At 70.5% G+C, this 18,220-nt stretch carries 11 protein-coding genes and 2 pseudogenes; 11 read left to right on the top strand and 2 right to left on the bottom strand.

Annotated elements, in window-relative coordinates:
* Positions 1 to 20: 20 nt before the first annotated feature.
* A pseudogene (locus QMO56_RS25540) lies at positions 21 to 161 on the bottom strand (transposase); the annotation flags it as partial.
* Positions 162 to 444: 283 nt separating this feature from the next.
* Here QMO56_RS25540 and QMO56_RS25535 point away from each other — a divergent pair.
* The 11 genes from QMO56_RS25535 (at position 445) to QMO56_RS25485 (ending at position 16,905) form a co-directional block, all read left to right on the top strand.
* Positions 445 to 1,650, top strand: a complete 1,206-nt coding sequence (locus QMO56_RS25535) for an acyltransferase (protein ID WP_283530294.1) — start codon at positions 445 to 447, stop codon at positions 1,648 to 1,650.
* Between the two features lie 939 nt (positions 1,651 to 2,589).
* A complete protein-coding gene (locus QMO56_RS25530; RefSeq protein ID WP_283530292.1) occupies positions 2,590 to 3,852 on the top strand; it encodes an exopolysaccharide biosynthesis polyprenyl glycosylphosphotransferase in 1,263 nt (420 codons plus the stop codon).
* 67 nt (positions 3,853 to 3,919) lie between these two features.
* Entirely contained in the window at positions 3,920 to 4,987 is a 1,068-nt protein-coding gene (galE, locus tag QMO56_RS25525) for a UDP-glucose 4-epimerase GalE (protein WP_283530290.1), read from the top strand.
* Positions 4,984 to 6,186: a glycosyltransferase gene (locus QMO56_RS25520; protein WP_283530289.1), complete on the top strand. Its 1,203-nt coding sequence runs from the start codon at positions 4,984 to 4,986 to the stop codon at positions 6,184 to 6,186. Before galE ends, QMO56_RS25520 begins: the two co-directional genes overlap by 4 nt.
* On the top strand, positions 6,177 to 7,499 hold the full coding sequence (locus QMO56_RS25515) for a hypothetical protein (protein ID WP_283530287.1): 1,323 nt from the start codon (positions 6,177 to 6,179) through the stop codon (positions 7,497 to 7,499). The genes QMO56_RS25520 and QMO56_RS25515 overlap by 10 nt, the downstream gene beginning before the upstream one ends.
* Positions 7,499 to 8,878, top strand: coding sequence for an O-antigen ligase (locus tag QMO56_RS25510; protein ID WP_283530285.1), 1,380 nt, complete (start codon positions 7,499 to 7,501; stop codon positions 8,876 to 8,878). The genes QMO56_RS25515 and QMO56_RS25510 overlap by 1 nt, the downstream gene beginning before the upstream one ends.
* Entirely contained in the window at positions 8,875 to 9,687 is an 813-nt protein-coding gene (locus tag QMO56_RS25505; protein ID WP_283530283.1) for a WecB/TagA/CpsF family glycosyltransferase, read from the top strand. Before QMO56_RS25510 ends, QMO56_RS25505 begins: the two co-directional genes overlap by 4 nt.
* A 69-nt stretch (positions 9,688 to 9,756) precedes the next feature.
* Complete coding sequence (locus QMO56_RS25500) at positions 9,757 to 11,766, top strand: acyltransferase family protein (RefSeq protein ID WP_283530281.1); 2,010 nt, start codon at positions 9,757 to 9,759, stop codon at positions 11,764 to 11,766.
* A 137-nt stretch (positions 11,767 to 11,903) separates the two neighbouring features.
* A complete protein-coding gene (locus QMO56_RS25495; RefSeq protein WP_283530280.1) occupies positions 11,904 to 14,327 on the top strand; it encodes a hypothetical protein in 2,424 nt (807 codons plus the stop codon).
* Positions 14,311 to 15,546: a glycosyltransferase gene (locus QMO56_RS25490; protein WP_283530278.1), complete on the top strand. Its 1,236-nt coding sequence runs from the start codon at positions 14,311 to 14,313 to the stop codon at positions 15,544 to 15,546. The genes QMO56_RS25495 and QMO56_RS25490 overlap by 17 nt, the downstream gene beginning before the upstream one ends.
* Positions 15,547 to 15,549: 3 nt before the next feature.
* A complete protein-coding gene (locus QMO56_RS25485) occupies positions 15,550 to 16,905 on the top strand; it encodes a hypothetical protein (protein ID WP_283530276.1) in 1,356 nt (451 codons plus the stop codon).
* A 310-nt stretch (positions 16,906 to 17,215) separates the two neighbouring features.
* On the opposite strand, the pseudogene QMO56_RS25480 reads toward QMO56_RS25485, so the two are convergent.
* Positions 17,216 to 18,094: pseudogene (locus QMO56_RS25480) on the bottom strand (IS3 family transposase); the annotation flags it as partial.
* Positions 18,095 to 18,220 lie beyond the last annotated feature (126 nt).

Here is an 18,220-nt window from a genome sequence, read left to right as displayed (position 1 = left end):
GAAGTTCATGCCAGTGGATGCCCAGTCCGCAGCACGAACAGGATCCCGGCAAGGGCCACGCGGTCAGAGGCTCGCGGGCAGCCGCCTTTCGGCTTCGGACGCTCCCGCGGCAGCAGCGGTTCGACCACAGCCCAGAGGTCGTCAGGAACGAGAAGCGCCATCCCCCCTCAACGCCTCACACCAGGGTTTGTCCCAAACTTTTACAGGCGGCAACGGACTTCCGCGCCACCCAGCAGCCGGGCAGGTCAGCCGATGAGCGGTATTCCGCTCTGCGGGCAAGGATCGTGGCCGGTACGGCCATGCAGCGGCATGGCCCGGACGCATGTCCGCTTCCGCATCCATGAGCCGCATCGGGAGCCGGTGCGACCCGCAGCGCTCGCGCAGTCTTGAGTCCCCTTCATGCTGCGCCGCGGTAAAGACTAGAACGATCATTTCGGATACGCCATGATTTCCTCCGCCCCCTCAGTCCCGCCTCTCCGCCCGGCGGTGGCATCGCTTGCCAGATTCCTGCGCTCGGTCCGGATCGGGAAGCAGATCACGCCGCGCGTCTCTGGCGTTCTCGACCTGTCCCGCTGGGTCGCCGCCGCCCTCGTGCTGGTCTTCCATCTGGGAACCAATGTGCTCATGCCCTGGGCGGAACTGCCGGTGGAGCATCGCGGAGCATGGCAGGCGCTCCTTTACGCGTTGCTGAACTGTGGTGATCAGGCGGTGCTGTGGTTTTTCGTGAGCAGCGGGTTTCTTGTCGGCGGCGGCGTCCTCGCCAGCATCCAGGCGCGGAGCTTCGTGCTTGCCGGCTATGCGGTGAACCGCACCGCGCGGATCTATGCCGTGCTGATTCCGGCGCTCGTTCTCGGCTATGTGCTGGATGGGGCGCGCATCTTCCAATACGGGCTCGGGAGTGCCGGGCAGGAGACGCCGGAGGCCTATACGGCTTGGGCCGTCCTGTCGAACCTCCTGTGCCTGCAAACCCTTGTCGCACCGCCGCTGGGCAGCAACCGTCCGCTCTGGAGCCTCGCCTACGAGGTTTGGTACTATGCGCTCTTCCCGCTGCTTCTGGCGCCGTTCTGGGCGCGGGGCCGGGGCATGGTGGCGGCACTGGCGGGAGCGGCCGCCATCCTGGCGTTTCTCCTCGTCTTCAATCCCGGAATGCTCGGCTCGTTTCTGGTGTGGCTGCTGGGGGTTGCGGCGCGCGTTTGCCCCTGGCCTCTCCTGCGGTCGCAACGCGGTGCCTGGCTGCTCGCGGCGCTCGCCGCGCTGGCCTATCCGTTTCTGCTGCCTCTCCTCCCATCCGGCGCCGTAAAGCTCCTCGTCGGAATCGCCTTCGCAAGCACGCTGCTGGCGACACGTTTTTCCAGGAACGATGGCGCGCTTCCCTTTGCCGAATGGCATGCGCTGTTCGCCGGCTTCTCCTACAGCCTTTACCTCGTCCATGCTCCGATCTTGCATTCTGTGCTGACCTTCCTGCAGGGCCGGGCGGACCCTGAACTGCGGCTGCTTCCGGCCGGGCTGGCACCGTTGCTCTGGGGCGTGTCGCTGTTCGTCCTGCTCGCGGTCTGCGGCTATGTCTTCAGCTGTTTCACCGAGGCGCATACGGACAGGCTCCGTGTGGCTCTGACGCAAAGCCTGGGGCTGCGTCGCCGCCCCGGCTGATCCCCCGCTGCTGTTGGAATGCCCGACGGGAAAGGGGCGTTCCGGGGCCCCGGCGCCCGCGGGCGGAGCGGATGTGCGGGCGCGCGATTTCCTTTGTTATACACGAACGAAAGAAATAGGTCGCACTCGTCGCCCTTGGTGCGCTCGGCTGGCAGGAACCCTCCACCCGGTCAATGCCGCGGGCAAGCCCCGCTTCACCCGAGGGGTTCGAAAAGCAAATCCACCATAGCGATCATCGTTCCCTGGCAGCGATGATCGCAGAACCATTCCCCCTCCAACCAGGGCGAGCAGGAAGTCGTATCTGATGAGTATAAAAAATGATTATAACGTAGATAAATAAATAAAAATGAAACAGGAATTCAGTATGAGAACCCATGTATCAGGCTTGAAAGTTTCAATAAATAACGGATTAGTGAAGAAACTTGTGATCTCGTCTTATAGTAGAAAAATCATATCGCTTTTGCCTTAAATATCGCCCTGAGTGAATTGTTATATTAGCTATCATCTACGTATTTTCTATATGATTCAATAGAATAGGCTGTGCAATGCAGGCGCTTACCTGTTTGATCAACAGGCTTAGGATTCTACAATAAGTTGCAGAAAAGTTTTTTAATCACTCAAAGAGGGAAGGTGCGTCGCAGAAACCTATACTTTTGAGGAGTTCCTCCTGCCGCATCCTGTTGCGTATACGAATTAAATGCCGCGTTGCACAATACGGGTACGGCATGGCTTCAACCTCGAACCGCGAGACGGAGGAAGGTAATGAATACGCATTACCGCCAACTGGACACGCTCCACGAGCCGGCCAGACCATCCCCGCAAACCCTCTGGAACATCGCTCAGGAAGATGGGGAAGTTCGTTTCTCCGCCTACGCTTCCGTTCAAACCGCAGCGCGCAACATCGTCTTCCGGCAGACGGTGCATATCGCCTGCTGGTCCTTGGAAATCGCGTTCATCGTCGTTCTCGGCTGCGCCTTCCATCAAGCGTGGTTCGGCAACGCGGATTTCCTCGGGGCGATCTTTCCCATGTCGCTTGCTGTGCTGGTGCTCACCCATGCCGCGCGCCGCCTCGTTGCTGAAAAGGACCGGCACCCGCTGGCGCTTCGCCATTCCAGCCCCGGGGCCGCAGCGCTCTGCGTTGCCGCGGCTTTCTTGCCGCTTCTCCTCGCCCAGCTCCTGAACAACCGCTCCGAGACCGGCTGGCTGCTTGCCTGGGCCGTGCTGAGCAGCCTGTCCGTCTTCGTCATGCGCGCCCTGATCCGGAAATCCGGCTGGGGCCTGGCGGATGGCGGCGTGGCGCTGCTCGGCGACACCGAGGAGGCGCACCGCCTGGCCTCCTCCTTCGGCGGCCAAGCCCGCAGCCCTGTTGTCGCCTCGCTGCCCTACACGGCGGGCGCGGACATCCCTGCCCTCCGCGAGATGGTTGAGGACGGCCGCGTCGAGACCGTGGTCCTCGCAGGCATCCCGCAGGCCGAGATCTGCGCCATCCTCGACCGGATCGCCGAGCTTCCAATCGCCATCTACGCTTACCAGGACGCGCGGGCGACCCATGCGCCCATCAGCGAGGTGGTGGAACTGGTGCCGAACCTGCTGGTCGGACCCGCCGGCCTTACCAAGCGCGCGCTCGACCTGGTAGGCGGCATCGTCGCGCTGGTCGCCTTCGGGCCGCTCATCCTGGTCGCGGCGCTGCTGGTCAAGCTTGAATCTCCAGGCCCGGCCTTCTTCCGACAGGTCCGCTTCGGCTGCGGCGGCCGCGCGATGGAGATCTGGAAGCTGCGCTCGATGTATATCGACCAGGGCGATGCGACCGGCGAGGTGCGCACGCGCGCGGCGGACCCGCGCGTCACCCGCGTCGGGCGGGTGCTGCGCCGCCTCAGCATCGACGAGCTGCCGCAGCTCTTCAACGTACTGCGCGGGGACATGTCGCTCGTCGGCCCCCGTCCCCACGCCGTCCGCATGAAGGTGGAGGGCGAGTACTACCACCGCGTGGTCGCGAGCTATCCGGTGCGGCACCGCGTCAAGCCGGGCATCACCGGCTGGGCGCAGGTCAACGGCTCGCGCGGCGAGGTGGACACGCTGCCGAAGGCCTTCCGGCGGGTGAGCCTGGACCTCTGGTACATCTCGAATTGGAGCCTGGCCCTCGACCTGAAGATCCTGGCGCTCACCGCCATGGGCCGCTTCGCGACCCTCAAGGCCGACTGACCCGCAACCCTCACCGAACGGCAGCCGCCCGCGCGGCGGAAGCAACAGCAGGAAAGCCGAGAGGACGATGTCAACATACCTAGTGTCCGGCGGGGCGGGATATATCGGCAGCCACGTCGCGGCCGCGCTCCTCGACGGCGGCCACCGCGTTGTCGTGGTCGATAACCTGCAGCAGGGGCACGCCGAGGCCGTCCCGGAAGGGGCGGAGTTCGTCCGCGCCGATGTGGGCGACGCGGCGGCGATGGACGCGGTCTTCGCGTCCTGGGGCTTCCAAGGCGTGATCCATCTCGCCGCGCTGTCGGTGGTCGGCGACAGCATGCGCGATCCGCTGCACTACATCGCCAAGAACGTGGGCAACACCATGACGCTCGCCAGGGCGGCGATGCGTGGCGGCTGCAGCCGCTTTGTGCTGTCCTCGACCGCCGCAGTCTATGGCGATCCGGCCTGCGCCCCGATCACCGAGGATGAGCCGACCGCCCCTGCCTCGGCCTATGGCGCCTCGAAGCTGATGGCCGAGCAGGGCCTCGCCTGGGCTTCGGAGCTGCACGGGCTGCGCTGGGCCTCCCTGCGCTACTTCAACGCCGCGGGCGCCGACCCCGCAGGACAGCGCGGCGAGGACCACGCCCCGGAAACCCATCTCATTCCGCTCGCCATCGACGCCGCGCTCGGCCGCCGCGCGCCGCTCACGGTCTTCGGCGACGACTACCCGACGCCCGACGGCACCTGCCTGCGGGACTACGTCCATGTGACCGACCTGGCCGACGCGCACCTGCGCGTCCTCGGTCTGCTCGCCGAGGGGACCGGCCGCAGCTTCAATCTCGGCAACGGCCGTGGCTTTTCCGTCAAGGAGGTGATCGGGGCCGTCGCCGAGGTAACCGGCTGCCCGGTTCCCCATCGCCTCGGCGTGCGGCGCCCAGGCGACCCACCGGCCCTCGTGGCCGCCAGCGACCGCCTCCGGGCGGCGACGGGGTGGAGGCCACGCTTCGGCGCGCTGCACGCCATGGTGGAGACGGCCTATCGCTGGCGCCTGAAGAATCCGGAGGGCTACGCCGGGACGCGGCACGTGCCGCCGCCGCCGGCGCAGCGGGACACGGCCGGCGCGCTGCAGCTCGACAGCGCGGAGCTGTCCGGGTGAGCGGCGCCCCCATCCCCGCGGCCGCCGTCCTGGGGGGCATGGCGCCAAGGGTTCTGCCCGCCGCGGCATCCCTGCACCCTGCCCTGACCATCGGCATCAAGGCTTACAACGAGGAGCGGCACATCGCCGCCGCCATCGCCAGCGCGCTTGCCGCCGCCGGGCCCCTCGGCGCCGAGGTGATCCTCGCCGACTGCGGCTCGGCCGACCACACCGTGGAGATCGCGCGCCGCTACCCGGTCCGCATCGTGCAGCTCACCGATCGCGCTCGCCGCAGCTGCGGCGCCGGCGCGCAGCTCGCCTTCCAGCACGCGCGCGGCGACTACTTCTACCTGCTCGACGGCGACATGCTCATCGATCCGGACTTCCTGCCCGCCGCGATCCGCTTCCTGGAGAGCCATCCCCGCGTGGCCGGGGTCGGCGGCCGCGTCGAGGAGGTCAACCGCGCCAACGAGGAGTTCCAGATCCGCGCCGAGGCCACGGCGGCGGGCGCGCACTGGCGTGCCGGCACGGTGGACCGCCTCGATTGCGGCGGCCTCTACCGGTGTGCCGCCATCCGCGAGGTCGGCTACCTGGCCGATGCGAACCTCCATTCCTTCGAGGAGTTCGAGCTCGCCGCGCGGCTGGCGGCGCGTGGCTGGACGCTCGCCCGCATCGATCTCCCGGCGGTGCGGCATTTCGGGCACTGCACGGGCGGCTACGGCCTCCTCTGGCGGCGCCTGCGCTCCGGCTATGCCGGCGGAGCGGGCGAGACGCTGCGCGCGGCGCTCGGCGCGCCGCACTTCCCGCTGGTCATCCGCCGGCTCGCCCATGTCCGGAACGCCGCCGCCGTGATCCTCTGGTGGCTGCTGCTGATCGCGCTGGCGCCGGCCCCCCTCGCCCTCCACGCCAAGCTCGGGGCCGCGGCGCTGCTGCTGGGCCTGCCGCTCGCCTTCCTGGCGTGGCGGCGGGGCGGGCTGCGCCTCGGCCTCTATTCGCTGGCCACATGGAACGCGGGCGCGGCTGGGCTGATCGGCGGCGCGCTGCGCCGGCGGAGGGACCCGCGCACGCCGCTGCCCTCGGCCGAGATCGCGACCCTGCTTCAGGCCGGGCCGGAGCGGCGGCCCATGCCGCACCGCCCGGCGCCCGGCACCCCTTCCCACCCCGATGCGCCTGCGCCCGCCCTCGCCGTCCCGGCCAAGGACACGCCCTCATGGACATGACGACGCTCGACAAGTCGATCGAGAATGCCGTCGGCGCCTCGGTCGGCGCGATCTGGAAGCAGCGGCTGATCTTCCTGCTCATCACCTCCGCCGCCTTCGCCACGAGCACGGTCGCCATCCTCTCGCTGAAGCCGGTCTACGAGGGGACGACCCTGTTGCTGGCCGGGCAGAGCAGCCTGGAGACCACCCGCGAGCCGGTCCGCCCGCAGGGCAACAATGCCGTCGCCCTGACGCAGATCGCGCAGAGCAACGAGGTCATCCAGGCCGCCATCACCGCCATCGGCGCCGGCTACGCGCCGCCGCCACCCTCCGGGAAGCATTCCCTCATCAACGAGGCGCGGGAGCGCCTGTTCGGGCCGATCTCCGCCGTGGAGCGCCCGCTCTCGCCGATGGCGGGCGCCATCGCCGACGTGCGGGAAAGGCTGCGTGTGCGCAGCGAGGCCAATTCCAACGTCCTGCAGATCTCCTTCCGGGATCCCGACCCGGTGCTGGCGGCGCGCTTCGCCAACGCCATCGGCCAAGCCTTCGCGGACCGCCAGGTCGCCCTCTCGTCCCGGCCCGGCGCCGTCGAGTTCTTCCGCCAGCAGAAGGACCGCTTCGAGGATGAGCACCGCCAGGCGGCGGCGGCGCTCGAGCGCTTTGCTGCGGAGAACAGGATCTATTCCATCGACGAGCAACGCGCCTTGCTGCTGCGCCGGCTGAGCGACCTCGAGGCCAAGATGGCCACGGGGCGCGGCGAGCTGTCGGAGAAGCAGGGCCAGCGGCAGATGCTTGGCGAGACCCTGCGCAAGCTCGCGCCCGTGGCCCGCTCCTCCTACGTCTCCTCGCTGGTGGACGCCTTCAGCGGTGACCGGCCGAACGTGCCAAGCCGCATCGGCGATCTGCGGGACGACCGGACATCCGACCCGCCGCTGCTGCTGGTCCAGGTCTACCAGAGCTCGATGACGACCTTGTTCCGCCTGGGCGCGGAGATCCAGGGAACCCAGAACCTGCTGACCCAGCTCGATCAGGAGCATGTCAGGGTCGCCACCGAGCTGGACCGGCTCTCGCGCAGGGCGGACGAGATCGAGCGGCTGAAGCAGGCCGTCAAGCAGGCCGCCTACAACACCGATCTCTACGCCACGCGCTCCGTCGACGAGCAGATCGCGGCGGAGCTCCAGGCCTCCCGCTTGGCTTCCGTCAAGGTGATCCAGGAGGCCACCGAGGCGACCCGCCCAGCCTTCCCGAACTACCGCCTGCTGCTTCCCGCCGCCGCCGTGTTCAGCCTCATGCTGGGGCTCGGCTGCGCGCTGCTCGTGAGCCGGCGGCGGTGATGGGCGCGGGAACAGGTTTCCCGGGCGCGGGCTTCCCGGCCACCGGCGGCATCCCGGGCACGCGCCGCCTCAGCCCCAAGCGCGTGCAGGGTGCCGTCTTCTTCGCCGCAGTGGCCCTCTGCTTCACGGCGAACGCGCCGAAGATCATCCTCGGCACGGTCGATGACAGCGCCATGGCCGACCCCACGTCCGGGGACGCCATCAAGCAGGTTCTGTTCCTGGGCGTCTTCGCGCTCGCCGCCGCCGTGCGTCTCGGCCAGGGCGGGTGGCGCGCGCTTCTCTCGCTGCCCTTCCCCTTCGTGCCGGTGCTCGCCTGGTTCTGGCTGAGCGTCCTCTGGGCGATCGACCCGGGCACCGCCGTCCGGCGCATCGCCTTCACCAGCATCGTCATCATGACCATCACCTATTGCCTCGACGGGATGTCCCCCCGGCGCGCGACGAGCATCCTCACCGCCGCCTTCACGACGGTCCTGCTGGGCGACTGGCTGGCGATCGGCCTGTTGCACCACGCCATCCACCTGCCAGGGGAACTCGACCAGTCCATCGTGGGCAGCTGGCGCGGCATCCACGAGGATAAGAACGAGGCGGGCGGCTTTGCCGCCGTGGCGCTGATCCTCTTCCTGCATGAGGCCATACGGCTGCGCTCACGGATCTGCGGCGCCGCGCTCGTGCTGCTCGCCGCCGTATTCCTGGCGCAGACCCATTCCAAGACCTCCCTCGCCTTCGTGGTCGCCGCCCTGGCCGCGGGATTCCTGATCGACGCGGGCTTCCGCCACGCCACCTTCCGGCGTCTCGGGCTGGTCATCCTCGTTGGAACCGTCGTGCCCGCCCTGCTCATCAGCTGGGATGCGCTCTCCGCCGAGCTGGCCGACTTCCTGGCCGCGCCGGACTCCCTGACCGGGCGGGTGCAGATCTGGCCGATCCTCACCGACTTCGCCGCCGACAACCTGCTGCTCGGCTCCGGCTACGGCTCCTTCTGGGGCATCGGCGAGGCAAGCCCGGTGCTGGATTACACCTCCGGCTGGCTCACCACCATCTACCAGGCCCATAACGGCTACCTCGACCTCCTGGTCCAGACAGGCGCCGTCGGGCTCGCGCTGGTGGTTGGCTCGCTGATCCTGGCGCCCCTCCACCGGCTGCTCTACGCGCCCCTCGCCCCGGGCGTCTCCCGTCCGCTGCTCGCATCCATCCTGGTGTTCGGATGCCTGCGGGACCTGCTGGAGAGCTCGCTCATGGACCGGGCGACGTCGATCTGGCCGATCATGGTCGTCGCCTATTGCCTGCTGGCACGCAGCAGCGCCGCCGCGGCGCGCGGCGGCAGCCCGGCGCAGGCGCGGCCCACCCCTCTGCAACCCCGACAGCAACGAGTCGCGTCATGATGCTCAACCCTATCAGGACGGGGGATGCCGCGCAGCCCGCTCCCCTCCCGCCGGTCCAGACACTCCGCGTCGGCGGCATCGACACCGCTAGGTCCACGCGCGCCGAGCTGGCCCAGCGCATGGTGGCGCAGACGGCGCTGGCGCGGGCCGGAACGGCGCAACGCCCCCAGCTCGTCTTCTCCTCCAACGGCTCGGTGATCGCTGCCTACCACCGCGATCCAGGCTTCCGCGCCCTGATCGACAAGGCGGACCTGGTCGACGCCGACGGCATGCCCCTGGTCATGGCCTCGCGCCTGCTCTGCCGGCAGCCGCTGCGCGAGCGCGTCGCGACGACCGACTTCATCGAGGATGCCTGCGCGGCGGCGGAACGGGAGGGAATCCGGTTCTACTTCCTCGGCTCGGCTCCCGGCGTCGCCGCCTGCGCGGCCGAGCGCCTGCTCCTGCGCTATCCCCGCCTTCAGGTGGCCGGCACCCGGCATGGCTACTTCGGCGACGCGGAGGTGGCCGGCATCTGCGCGGAGGTGGTGCGCCTGCGCACCGACATCCTCTGGCTGGGCCTCGGCAGCCCGCGGCAGGAGGCCTTCGCCGTGGCCAACCAGGCGCGCCTCGCCGGCCTCGCCTGGCTGCGCACCTGCGGCGGCCTCTTCGACCACATGGCGGGCACCGTGCCCCGGGCGCCGCGCTGGATGCAGAAGGCGGGCCTCGAGTGGCTCCACCGCGCGGCGAAGGAGCCACGCCGACTGGGGCCGCGCTACCTCGCGACGAACCCGCTCGCCACCTATCACCTGATGACGAAGACGCATGACTGACCCCAGCGCCGCCGCCCGCCGGGCGGCCCTCTCGCGCCGCCAAGCGGCGCAAACCAGCCGAGGTTCGCGATGACCAACACCGCCCTGCGCCGCGAGGACCTGCCGCTGGAGCTCATGCCGGATGCGGCGCCGGGGAGCGAGAGCCTGGAAGCGGCGGCGGCGGGGAACACCGCGCAGGCCGGCTGGCGAGCGGACATTGACGGCCTCCGCGCGCTGGCCGTGCTGCCGGTCGTCATCTTCCACATCGCCCAGTCCTTCCTGCGGGGCGGCTATGTCGGGGTCGACATCTTCTTCGTGATCTCCGGCTACCTGATCAGCCGCAACGTGTTCCAGCGCCTCGACCGGGGCACCTTCAGCCTGGGCAGCTTCTACGAGCACCGCCTGCGGCGGATCTTCCCCGCCTATTCCCTGGTCCTCCTCGCCACGCTCGGGATGAGCCTGGCCCATGACCTTCCGGCCGAGAGCCGTGGCTTCGGCGTGGCGCTGCTGGCGGCGCTCGGCTCGGTTTCCAACATCTACTTCTGGGCCACCACCGATTACTTCTCGGTGCTGACCGAGAGTCAGGCGCTGCTGCACACCTGGTCGCTCTCGGTCGAGGAGCAGTTCTACCTTTTCTTCCCGTTGCTCGCCCTTCTCCTGTATCGCCGCGGCGGCGCCGGGTTCCGCGGGGTCCTCCTCGCCATCTTCCTCGCCTCGCTCGCGCTCAGCATCCCGGCGGCCTACCTCTACCCGCTGACGGCCTTCTACAGCCTGGCCACGCGGGCCTGGGAACTGCTGCTCGGCAGCTTCCTGGCGTTCGGCATGCTGCCCGCCCCGCGCCGCCCGCTCACGCGCAACCTGGCGACGGCGGCGGGCCTGGTCCTGATCCTCGCCTCGATGGCGCTGCTCACGCCGCTTTCGCCCTTCCCCGGGCTGGCGGCCCTGCCGCCCTGCCTCGGCGCCGCGCTGATCATCCTCGGCGGCGAGACGGGCGGCAGCGTGGTGGCGCGGCTGCTGTCCTGGCGGCCGATCGCCTTCATCGGCCTGGTCTCGTACTCCCTCTATCTCTGGCACTGGCCGGTGATGGTAGCGTACCGCGCCGGGCTGATCTTCGCGGAGACGGATTCAAAGCTCCTCGCCCGCGGCGGCGTCTTCGCCCTTTCTTTCGTTCTCGCGGTGCTGTCCTGGTGGGCGGTGGAAAGGACCACCCGCGACCGCCGGCGGGTCCCGACCAGGCTGCTCCTCGCCGGCTCGGCGACGATGGCGGGCTTGCTCGCCACGATGGGGCTGGTGCTGGCCGGCAGCGGCGGCCTGCCCGGCCGCTTCTCGCCGCAGGCGGCCGCGGTGGCATCGTACCTCGCCTATGACCCTGCCATCCCCTACCGGCAGGGCCGCTGCTTCCTCGAACGGACCGACCGCTTCGCCGATTTCGACCGGCCAGGCTGCCTGCCCGACCTGTCCGGCCGCCCCAGCTACCTCCTCCTCGGGGACAGCCACGCCGCGCACCTCTACCCGGGCCTCCGGGCGGCCTTCCCCGAGGCCAACATCCTCCAGGCCACCGGCGTGCTCTGCCCGGCGACGGCGGTGCTGCAGCCCGTCGTCAGCCTCGCCTGCCCGCAGCTCGTCGAGATGGCGGTCAACCAGCTCCCCGGCGAGCGGAGGATCACCAAGGTCTGGCTCTCCTCCGCCTGGAGTGGCGGCCTGGCCGCGGGATCGCCGGGCTGGAGCCCGCACTGGCTGGAGGACCTCGGACGCACGGTGGAGATGTTCCGCGCCAAGGGGATCGAGGCGGTCATCATCGGCCCCGGGCCCGAATACGCAGGCGGCCTGCCGCGCCTGCTCGCCATTGGCATCGAGCGGCGGGATCCCGCCTATGCCGAGGCGGCGCGGCGCGAGGACGCGCTCCGCATCGACCGCAGCCTCGCCGCCTTCGCGGCGGAGAAGGGCTTCGCCTATGTCTCGCTGCTCGGCGCGCTGTGCGGCGGCGGCGCTTGCCCCGCCTATGCGGCGCCCGGGGTGCCGCTGATCTTCGACGCCAGCCACTTCACGGAGGCCGGCTCGGTGCTGGCGGTCTCGAAGATCGCCGGGGCGCTGCGGTGAGGACCGCCTGGCCCGGCCTGCCCCGGATCGGCAGCGGAGGTCCGCCCGGCGCCGGCCTCCCCGCCCCGGCGCGAATCTCCCTGCCGGCCTCCGCCCCTCCGGCCGTGGCGCCGCGCCCCGCCCCTCGCCGCCCCCCCTTGCTCCGCGCGGCTGCGGCGCCCTGGCCCGCCGTGGCGCGGGCCCTCGCCGGCGTCCTCCGGGACGGGCGCGGCACCCTTGCCGGCCGGCCGCCGCCACGCCTTCTCCCCCGTCTCGCGGCGGCCCTCGCCGCGCTGCTTCCCCTCGCCGGGCCGGGCGCCGGGGCGCGCGTGGCGCTGGCGCAGGCGGCGGGCCAGGAAGCCTATCAGTGGCGGCATGTCGCAATCGGCGGGGGCGGCTTCATCACCGGCTATGACGCCGACCCCGCCGGCCGGACCCGCGTGGTCCGCGCCGACGTCTACGGCGCCTATCTCTGGCGCGAGGACCTCGACCGCTGGGTGCAGCTGGCCAACAGCGCCTCCATGCCCGAGGCGGACCGGCGGCAGAACGGCGTCGCCGAGGGAGTCTACGAAATCGCCGTCGCGCCCTCGCGGCCCAGCCGGATCTACATGGCGGTGAAAGGCCTGGTCTATCGCTCGGACGACCGTGGCGCGAGCTTCGCCAGCCCCGTGCGGGAGGCGCCCTTCCCCTTCGACTGGGACGCCAACAGCGAGTTCCGGCACGCCGGCCCGTTTCTCGCCGTCAGCCCGCTGGATCCCGACCTCGTCCTGCTTGGCACGCCCAGCGACGGCGTATGGCGGTCGGCCGATGGCGCCAGGAGCTGGAGCCGGGTCGCCTCGGTGCCGGCCGGGTCGCGGCCCGAGGGGGTGCCGGTCCATCGGACGGCGGGAACCAGCCTGTGGTTCCAGCCCGCCGCCGCCGGCCCCGGGGAAGTCGGCGCGCGCGTCTGGGCGCTGGTGCCGGGGGCCGGCGTCTTCGCCTCCGCCAATGGCGGGGTGGACTTCAGCCCCCTGGACGCCGTGGACGGCGAGCAGCCGCGCCGCTTCAATCAGGGAAGCTTTGCCCCGGACGGCGCCTTCTACGCGGCCGATCCCTGGGAATCGCGGCTCTGGCGCTACCGGGGCGGCAGCTGGACCGACCTGACGCCGCAGATCGGCCCGCACCGCTTCATCGCCGTCGCCGTCAATCCGCGCGACGGGCAGGTCTTCGTCTTCGACGAGAATGGCCGCGCCTGGCGGTCGGCCGACGGGGGCAGGAGCTGGTGGGCGCTGTGGCACGGCACCCGGCCCGGCGATGGCGACCCGCCCTGGCTGCGGGTCAGCAACGCTGCCTTCATCCTCGGCCGCGTCACCTTCGACCCCGTCGTCCCGGACCGCCTCTGGGCCGCCTCCGGCACCGGCGTTTACTACGCCGATCTCGTGCCTTCCCCGCTCCAGCTCCGCTGGATCAGCCAGACGCGCGGCATCGAGGAACTCGTCGCCAACGACGTCATCAGCCCGCCGGGAGGCGCGCCGCTTTTCGCTGCCTGGGATTTCGGCGTGCACCGCAAGGAAGACCTGGACCGGTTCTCCACCTCCTACGGCCCGCGGGAGCGGCTGCTCATCGCGGCGCAGCAGCTCGACTGGAGCCCCGCCGATCCGCTGTTCATCGTCACCAATGCGAGCGACACGCGCACCTTCTGCTGCGCCGAGGACGGCAACGCGGTGCTCGCGGGCTACAGCACCGATGGCGGGCGGAGCTGGCGCAAGTTCCCGGCGCTTCCCCAACCGCCCGGCACCGACGCCGCCGACCCCTGGCGCATGTCCTTCGGCACCATCGCGGTCGCCGCGGACGACACACGCAACATCGTCTGGGCGCCTTCCTTCAACAGGTCGCCCTTCGTCACGCGCGACCGCGGCAGGACCTGGAGCCGGGTGAGCCTCGCCGGCGAGGTGCTGCCGTTGACGGGATCGCACGCGCACTACTTCTACACGCGGAAGACCCTGGCGGCGGACCGGGTGCTGCCGGGCGTGTTCTATCTCGTCCACAGCGGCGAAGGGGAGAACGCGGGGCTCGCCGGCCTCTGGGCGACGGAGGATGGCGGTGCACGGTGGCAGCGGCGCTTCGCCGGCGAGATCGCGCCCGACAGCCGCTACAGCGCGAAGCTGCGCGCCGTCCCCGGCCAGGCCGGCCACCTCTTCTTCACCTCGGGCTACGACGGCGGCAGCGACACGCAGCTGCGCCGCAGCACCGATGGCGGCGCCAGCTGGCGCGTCCTCGAAACGGTCGACCGCGTGGACGACATCGGCTTCGGCCGGGCCGCCGATGGCGCGGCCTATCCGGCCATCTTCATCTCCGGCCGTGTCGGCGGGCGCTACGGGATCTGGCGCTCCACGGACAATGCCGCGCGCTGGACGCGCATCGGCGGCTTTCCGGCGGGGACGCTAGATCAGGTCTCGGTGGTTGCCGGCGACCCCGACCGCTTCGGCCGCGTGTACCTCGGCTACAAGGGTTCAGGCTGGATCTACGGGCAGCCCGGCGGCTGCACGCCTGCGCCCTACGACATCTCCAGCACGCAGGAATGCCATGCCGCCGACAACTGATGCCGCACCGCCTCCCGCCGGGAAGCTGCTCTTCCTGGCGACCCACTCGGCCGCCGGCGGCGTGCAGGAGGTGACCGCCAACATCGCCGAAGGCCTCGCCGGACGCGGGTTCGACATCCGCTTCGCCGCCCTCTACCCGCACGCCCGCACGGTGCCCGCGGGAAGCGGGCGCTTCCCCTGGCTGCACGTCGTCCCGCGCCGCCCCCGCACCCCGCTGGGCGGAGCGGGCCTGCTGCGGGCGCTCGTCCGCCTGCTGCGGCGGGAAAGGCCGGCGGCGGTGCTCACCTCCATGCCGCTGGCCAACGTTCTGGGGCCGCTGGCGGCGACGCTGGCGGGGACGGGAACGCGGGTGGTCGTCGCGCACCATGTGCCGGTGAGCGCCTATGGCGCGTTTCCGCGGCTGCTCGACGGCTTCACCGGGAGGCTTCCCGCGGTGCACGCGATCGTCAGCGTCTCGCACACCGTGCAGGCCTCGCTGGCCACGCGCCCGCCAGCATACCGCCGCAAGTGCCAGACCATCCACAACACGCTTCCGCCACGGCTCGAGCAGCACGCGCGGGACCTCTCGTCGCGCCACGACCGCGCGGCGGCGCATCGGCGCAAGCTGGTCGCGGTGGGGCGGCTGGAGCCGCAGAAGAACTTCCCGGCCCTCATCCAGGCCCTGGCGCAGATGCCGGATACGCAGGCCGAGATCCTCGGCCACGGCCCAGAGGCGGAGGCGCTCCAGGACCTCACGCGCCGCCTCGGCGTGGCGGCGCGCCTTGGCTTCGCCGGCCAGAAGTCGCGCGAGGAGGTGCTGGCCATCCTCTCGGAGGCGGATGTCTTCGTCCAGCCCAGCCTCTTCGAAGGGCACAGCCTCAGCCTCATCGAGGCCTCGAAGCTCGCGCTCCCCCTGGTGGTGTCGGATGTCCCCGCCCAGGTGGAAGGCGTCACGGCGCCGGATGGCACGCGATGCGGCCTTGTGGTCGGTCCGCAGGACGCCGCCGGGCTCGTCGCGGCCCTGCGCCGCCTGCTCGACGACCCCGCCCATTACCGGCACTGGTCGGCCCGCTCGCGCCTGCTGGCCTCTTCCAACGCCTTCGCGTCGCAGCTCGCGGCCTATGAGGCGCTCGTGCTCGCGGCCGGCGAGCAGGCGGCCATCGTGCCCGCCATGGCCGGCGGCCGGCGGCTCGCGCCCCTGCGCCCCGACTATGGCGTGCCCGCCGGCAAGGGGGATTGAGACATGCGGGAGAAACTCCGCCCGGCGGCGAGCCGCGCCATGCGCTATGCCGGTGCCGCGGTCGGCCCGGTCGGCGGCGCCATCGCCCAGTTCCTGCTGTCGATCCAGATGCTGCACCAGCTCCCGCCGGCTGCCTTCGGCGTCTTCTCCTTCCTGCTCGTCACCTTCCAGTTCACGACCGGAGTGTGGAGCGCCTTGTTCATCGCGCCCCTCTCCCTCCTCCAAACCCATCCCGACGAGAGCCGCCGGAACGGCAGCCTCCGCTGCCTGCTCGCCGCCAACCTCGTGCTGTGCGGCGCCACGCTCGGCTGCTTCGCGCTGCTCGGCGGCAGCCTCGGCACCGGCGCGAGCGCCGCGGCGATCTTCGCGCTCTACGCCGCGGTCGCGCTGGCCAGGACGGTCGCGCGGGCCCATGCCTATGCGGCGGGGTGCCCGCAGCGGACGATCCTTTCCGACCTTCTCTATGGGGTGGCTCTGTTGGCGGGGGTCGGCGTGCTGGCCGCCGCCCGGCCGGCCACGCTCGGCGGCCCCGCGGCGGCGCTCTTGGCGGCCGCGGCGGCCGGCATGCTCCCGTTCGGCTGGCGCTATCTCGCCCGCCAGTTCGCGCCCTTCGGCTGGCGGGAACTGCGGGGCTATGGCGGGATCTGGCGCCGCCATGCCGGCTGGTCGCTCGTCGGCGTCATCACCACCGAGGCCACCAACAACGCCCATGCCTATCTCGTGACCCTGATCAGCGGCCCCGCCGCCTTCGCGCCCGTGGCGGCCAGCGCGCTGCTGATCCGGCCCATCGGCGTGGTGCAGAACGCACTGGGCGAGTTCGAGCGCCCGGCGATGGCGCGGCAGATCAACGCGGGGCACTCTGGTGCCGCCATCGCCGCCATGCGCCCCTTCAGGCTGGTGCTGATCGCGGCCTGGGCGGGCTCGGCAGCGGCGGCGGCGGTGGTCCTCGCCCTGGCGCCCGAGCTGGTCGCTGCGGGTTCCTATGACCGCGGCGTCCTTGCCACCGGAGTCGCGCTCTGGATGGCGGTCGCCGGCCTGAGGATCTTGCCGCTGCCCGAAAGCGTGCTGCTGCAGGCCGCGGGCAGCTTCCGCGGCCTAGCGCGGACCAGCGTGCTTTCCGCCGTGGTCTCGGTCCTGGCCGTAGCCCTGGCGCTCCTGCTCGCGGGGCCGCTCTGGTCGGTCGCCGGCTTGGTCCTCGGCCAGGCCGCCTTCATGGTGGCGCTGCGGCGCCAGTTCGGCCGCTGGCGCGCGGCTGGCCCGCTGGCGCCGCCGGAGGATGGCGCGCCCTCCCCGCCGGCCGCCACGGAAGCCCGCCTGCGCCGCATGGCGGACCCGCGGCCGGCGCTGCGGGGAACCTGACGGCTTCCCTCCCGGAGGACGCGGCGCCGGCCCGTGCGCATCACCTTCCCCGCCGCGCCGTGGCATGCTGGGCCCGCCAGAACCAGGAGGCCGGACCTTGCTCGCCTTGGACTGCCCGGCACCTGCGGCTGCCACGTGCACGTCTTCGGCCCCTATGACGCCTTTCCGCTCGCCACGCCGCGCGGCTACACGCCGCCGCCCTCGCCCTTCGCCGCGCTGCGGCGCGTGCATGGTGCGATCGGGATGGAGTGAGGTGGTCCCCATCCGCCGGACAGATTGGCGGCCTGGATAAGCTCGGTCCTGGTTGTTCTCAGGCCGCCAATCTTGTCATCGCGTCTGCCTCATCTGCCTCATCGGGGGTCTGCCCCGCCAGGGCGCTGTGTGGGCGTCCGGCGTTGTAGTAGCCGATCCACTGTGTGAGCCCGGCCCGCATCTCTGAGCCGGTCTCGAAGGCGTGCAGGTAGACGCACTCGTATTTCAGGCTGCGCCACAGCCGCTCGATGAACACGTTGTCCATCCAGCGGCCGCGGCCGTCCATCGAGATGCGCACCCCAGCCCGTTGCAGCACGCCGGTGAACCGCGGCGAGGTGAACTGGCTGCCCTGGTCGGTGTTGAAGATCTCGGGTCGTCCATATCGGGCCATGGCCTCTTCCAGGGTTTCGAGGCAGAACTCCACATCCGTGGTGTTCGACATCCGCCAGGCCAGCACCTTGCGCGTCGCCCAGTCCATCACCGCGACCAGGTAGAGGAAGCCGCGGCGCACGGGCAGGTGGGTGATGTCGGCGCACCAGACTTGGTTCGGCCGGTCAATCACCAGATCCCGCAGCAGGTAGGGGAACACCCGGTGCTCAGGATGCGGCACCGTGGTCCGTGGTCGCTGATAGATCGGCGCCAAGCCCATTTTCGCCATCAGCCGCCGGATGCGCTTGCGGCCGACGGTGTAGCCCTCCCGCCGGAGATGGCGCGCCATTTGCCGGGACCCGTACCAGGGCGTCTCCAGGAACTGCGCGTCGCTCAACCGCATCAGTTCCAGGTTCAGCGGCGTCTCCCCGGCAGGCCGGTGATAGAACCCCAAGCGGCTGATCGAGACCAGTTCACACTGCCGCACCACAGACAGGCTGGGATGCTCTGGCTCGATCATCTGCCGTCGTCGTTCCAGGCTCATCGCCCGGACGCTGTCGCCAAAAAATCCCGTTCTGAACCGCGCCGGGTTTGCCGGAGGCTGGTGAATTTGAGTCAGGCCGCCAGGGGAACCTCCTGCTGGCGGGCATAGTAGCGGGCTTCGGCCTCGGCGGGTGGGATGTTGCCGATCGGC

The organism is Roseomonas sp. E05, from assembly GCF_030063475.1.
Taxonomy (GTDB): Bacteria; Pseudomonadota; Alphaproteobacteria; order Acetobacterales; family Acetobacteraceae; genus Pseudoroseomonas.
The sequence above is the reverse complement of the archived record's forward strand: the minus strand, read 5'-3'. Positions and strand labels throughout refer to the sequence as shown.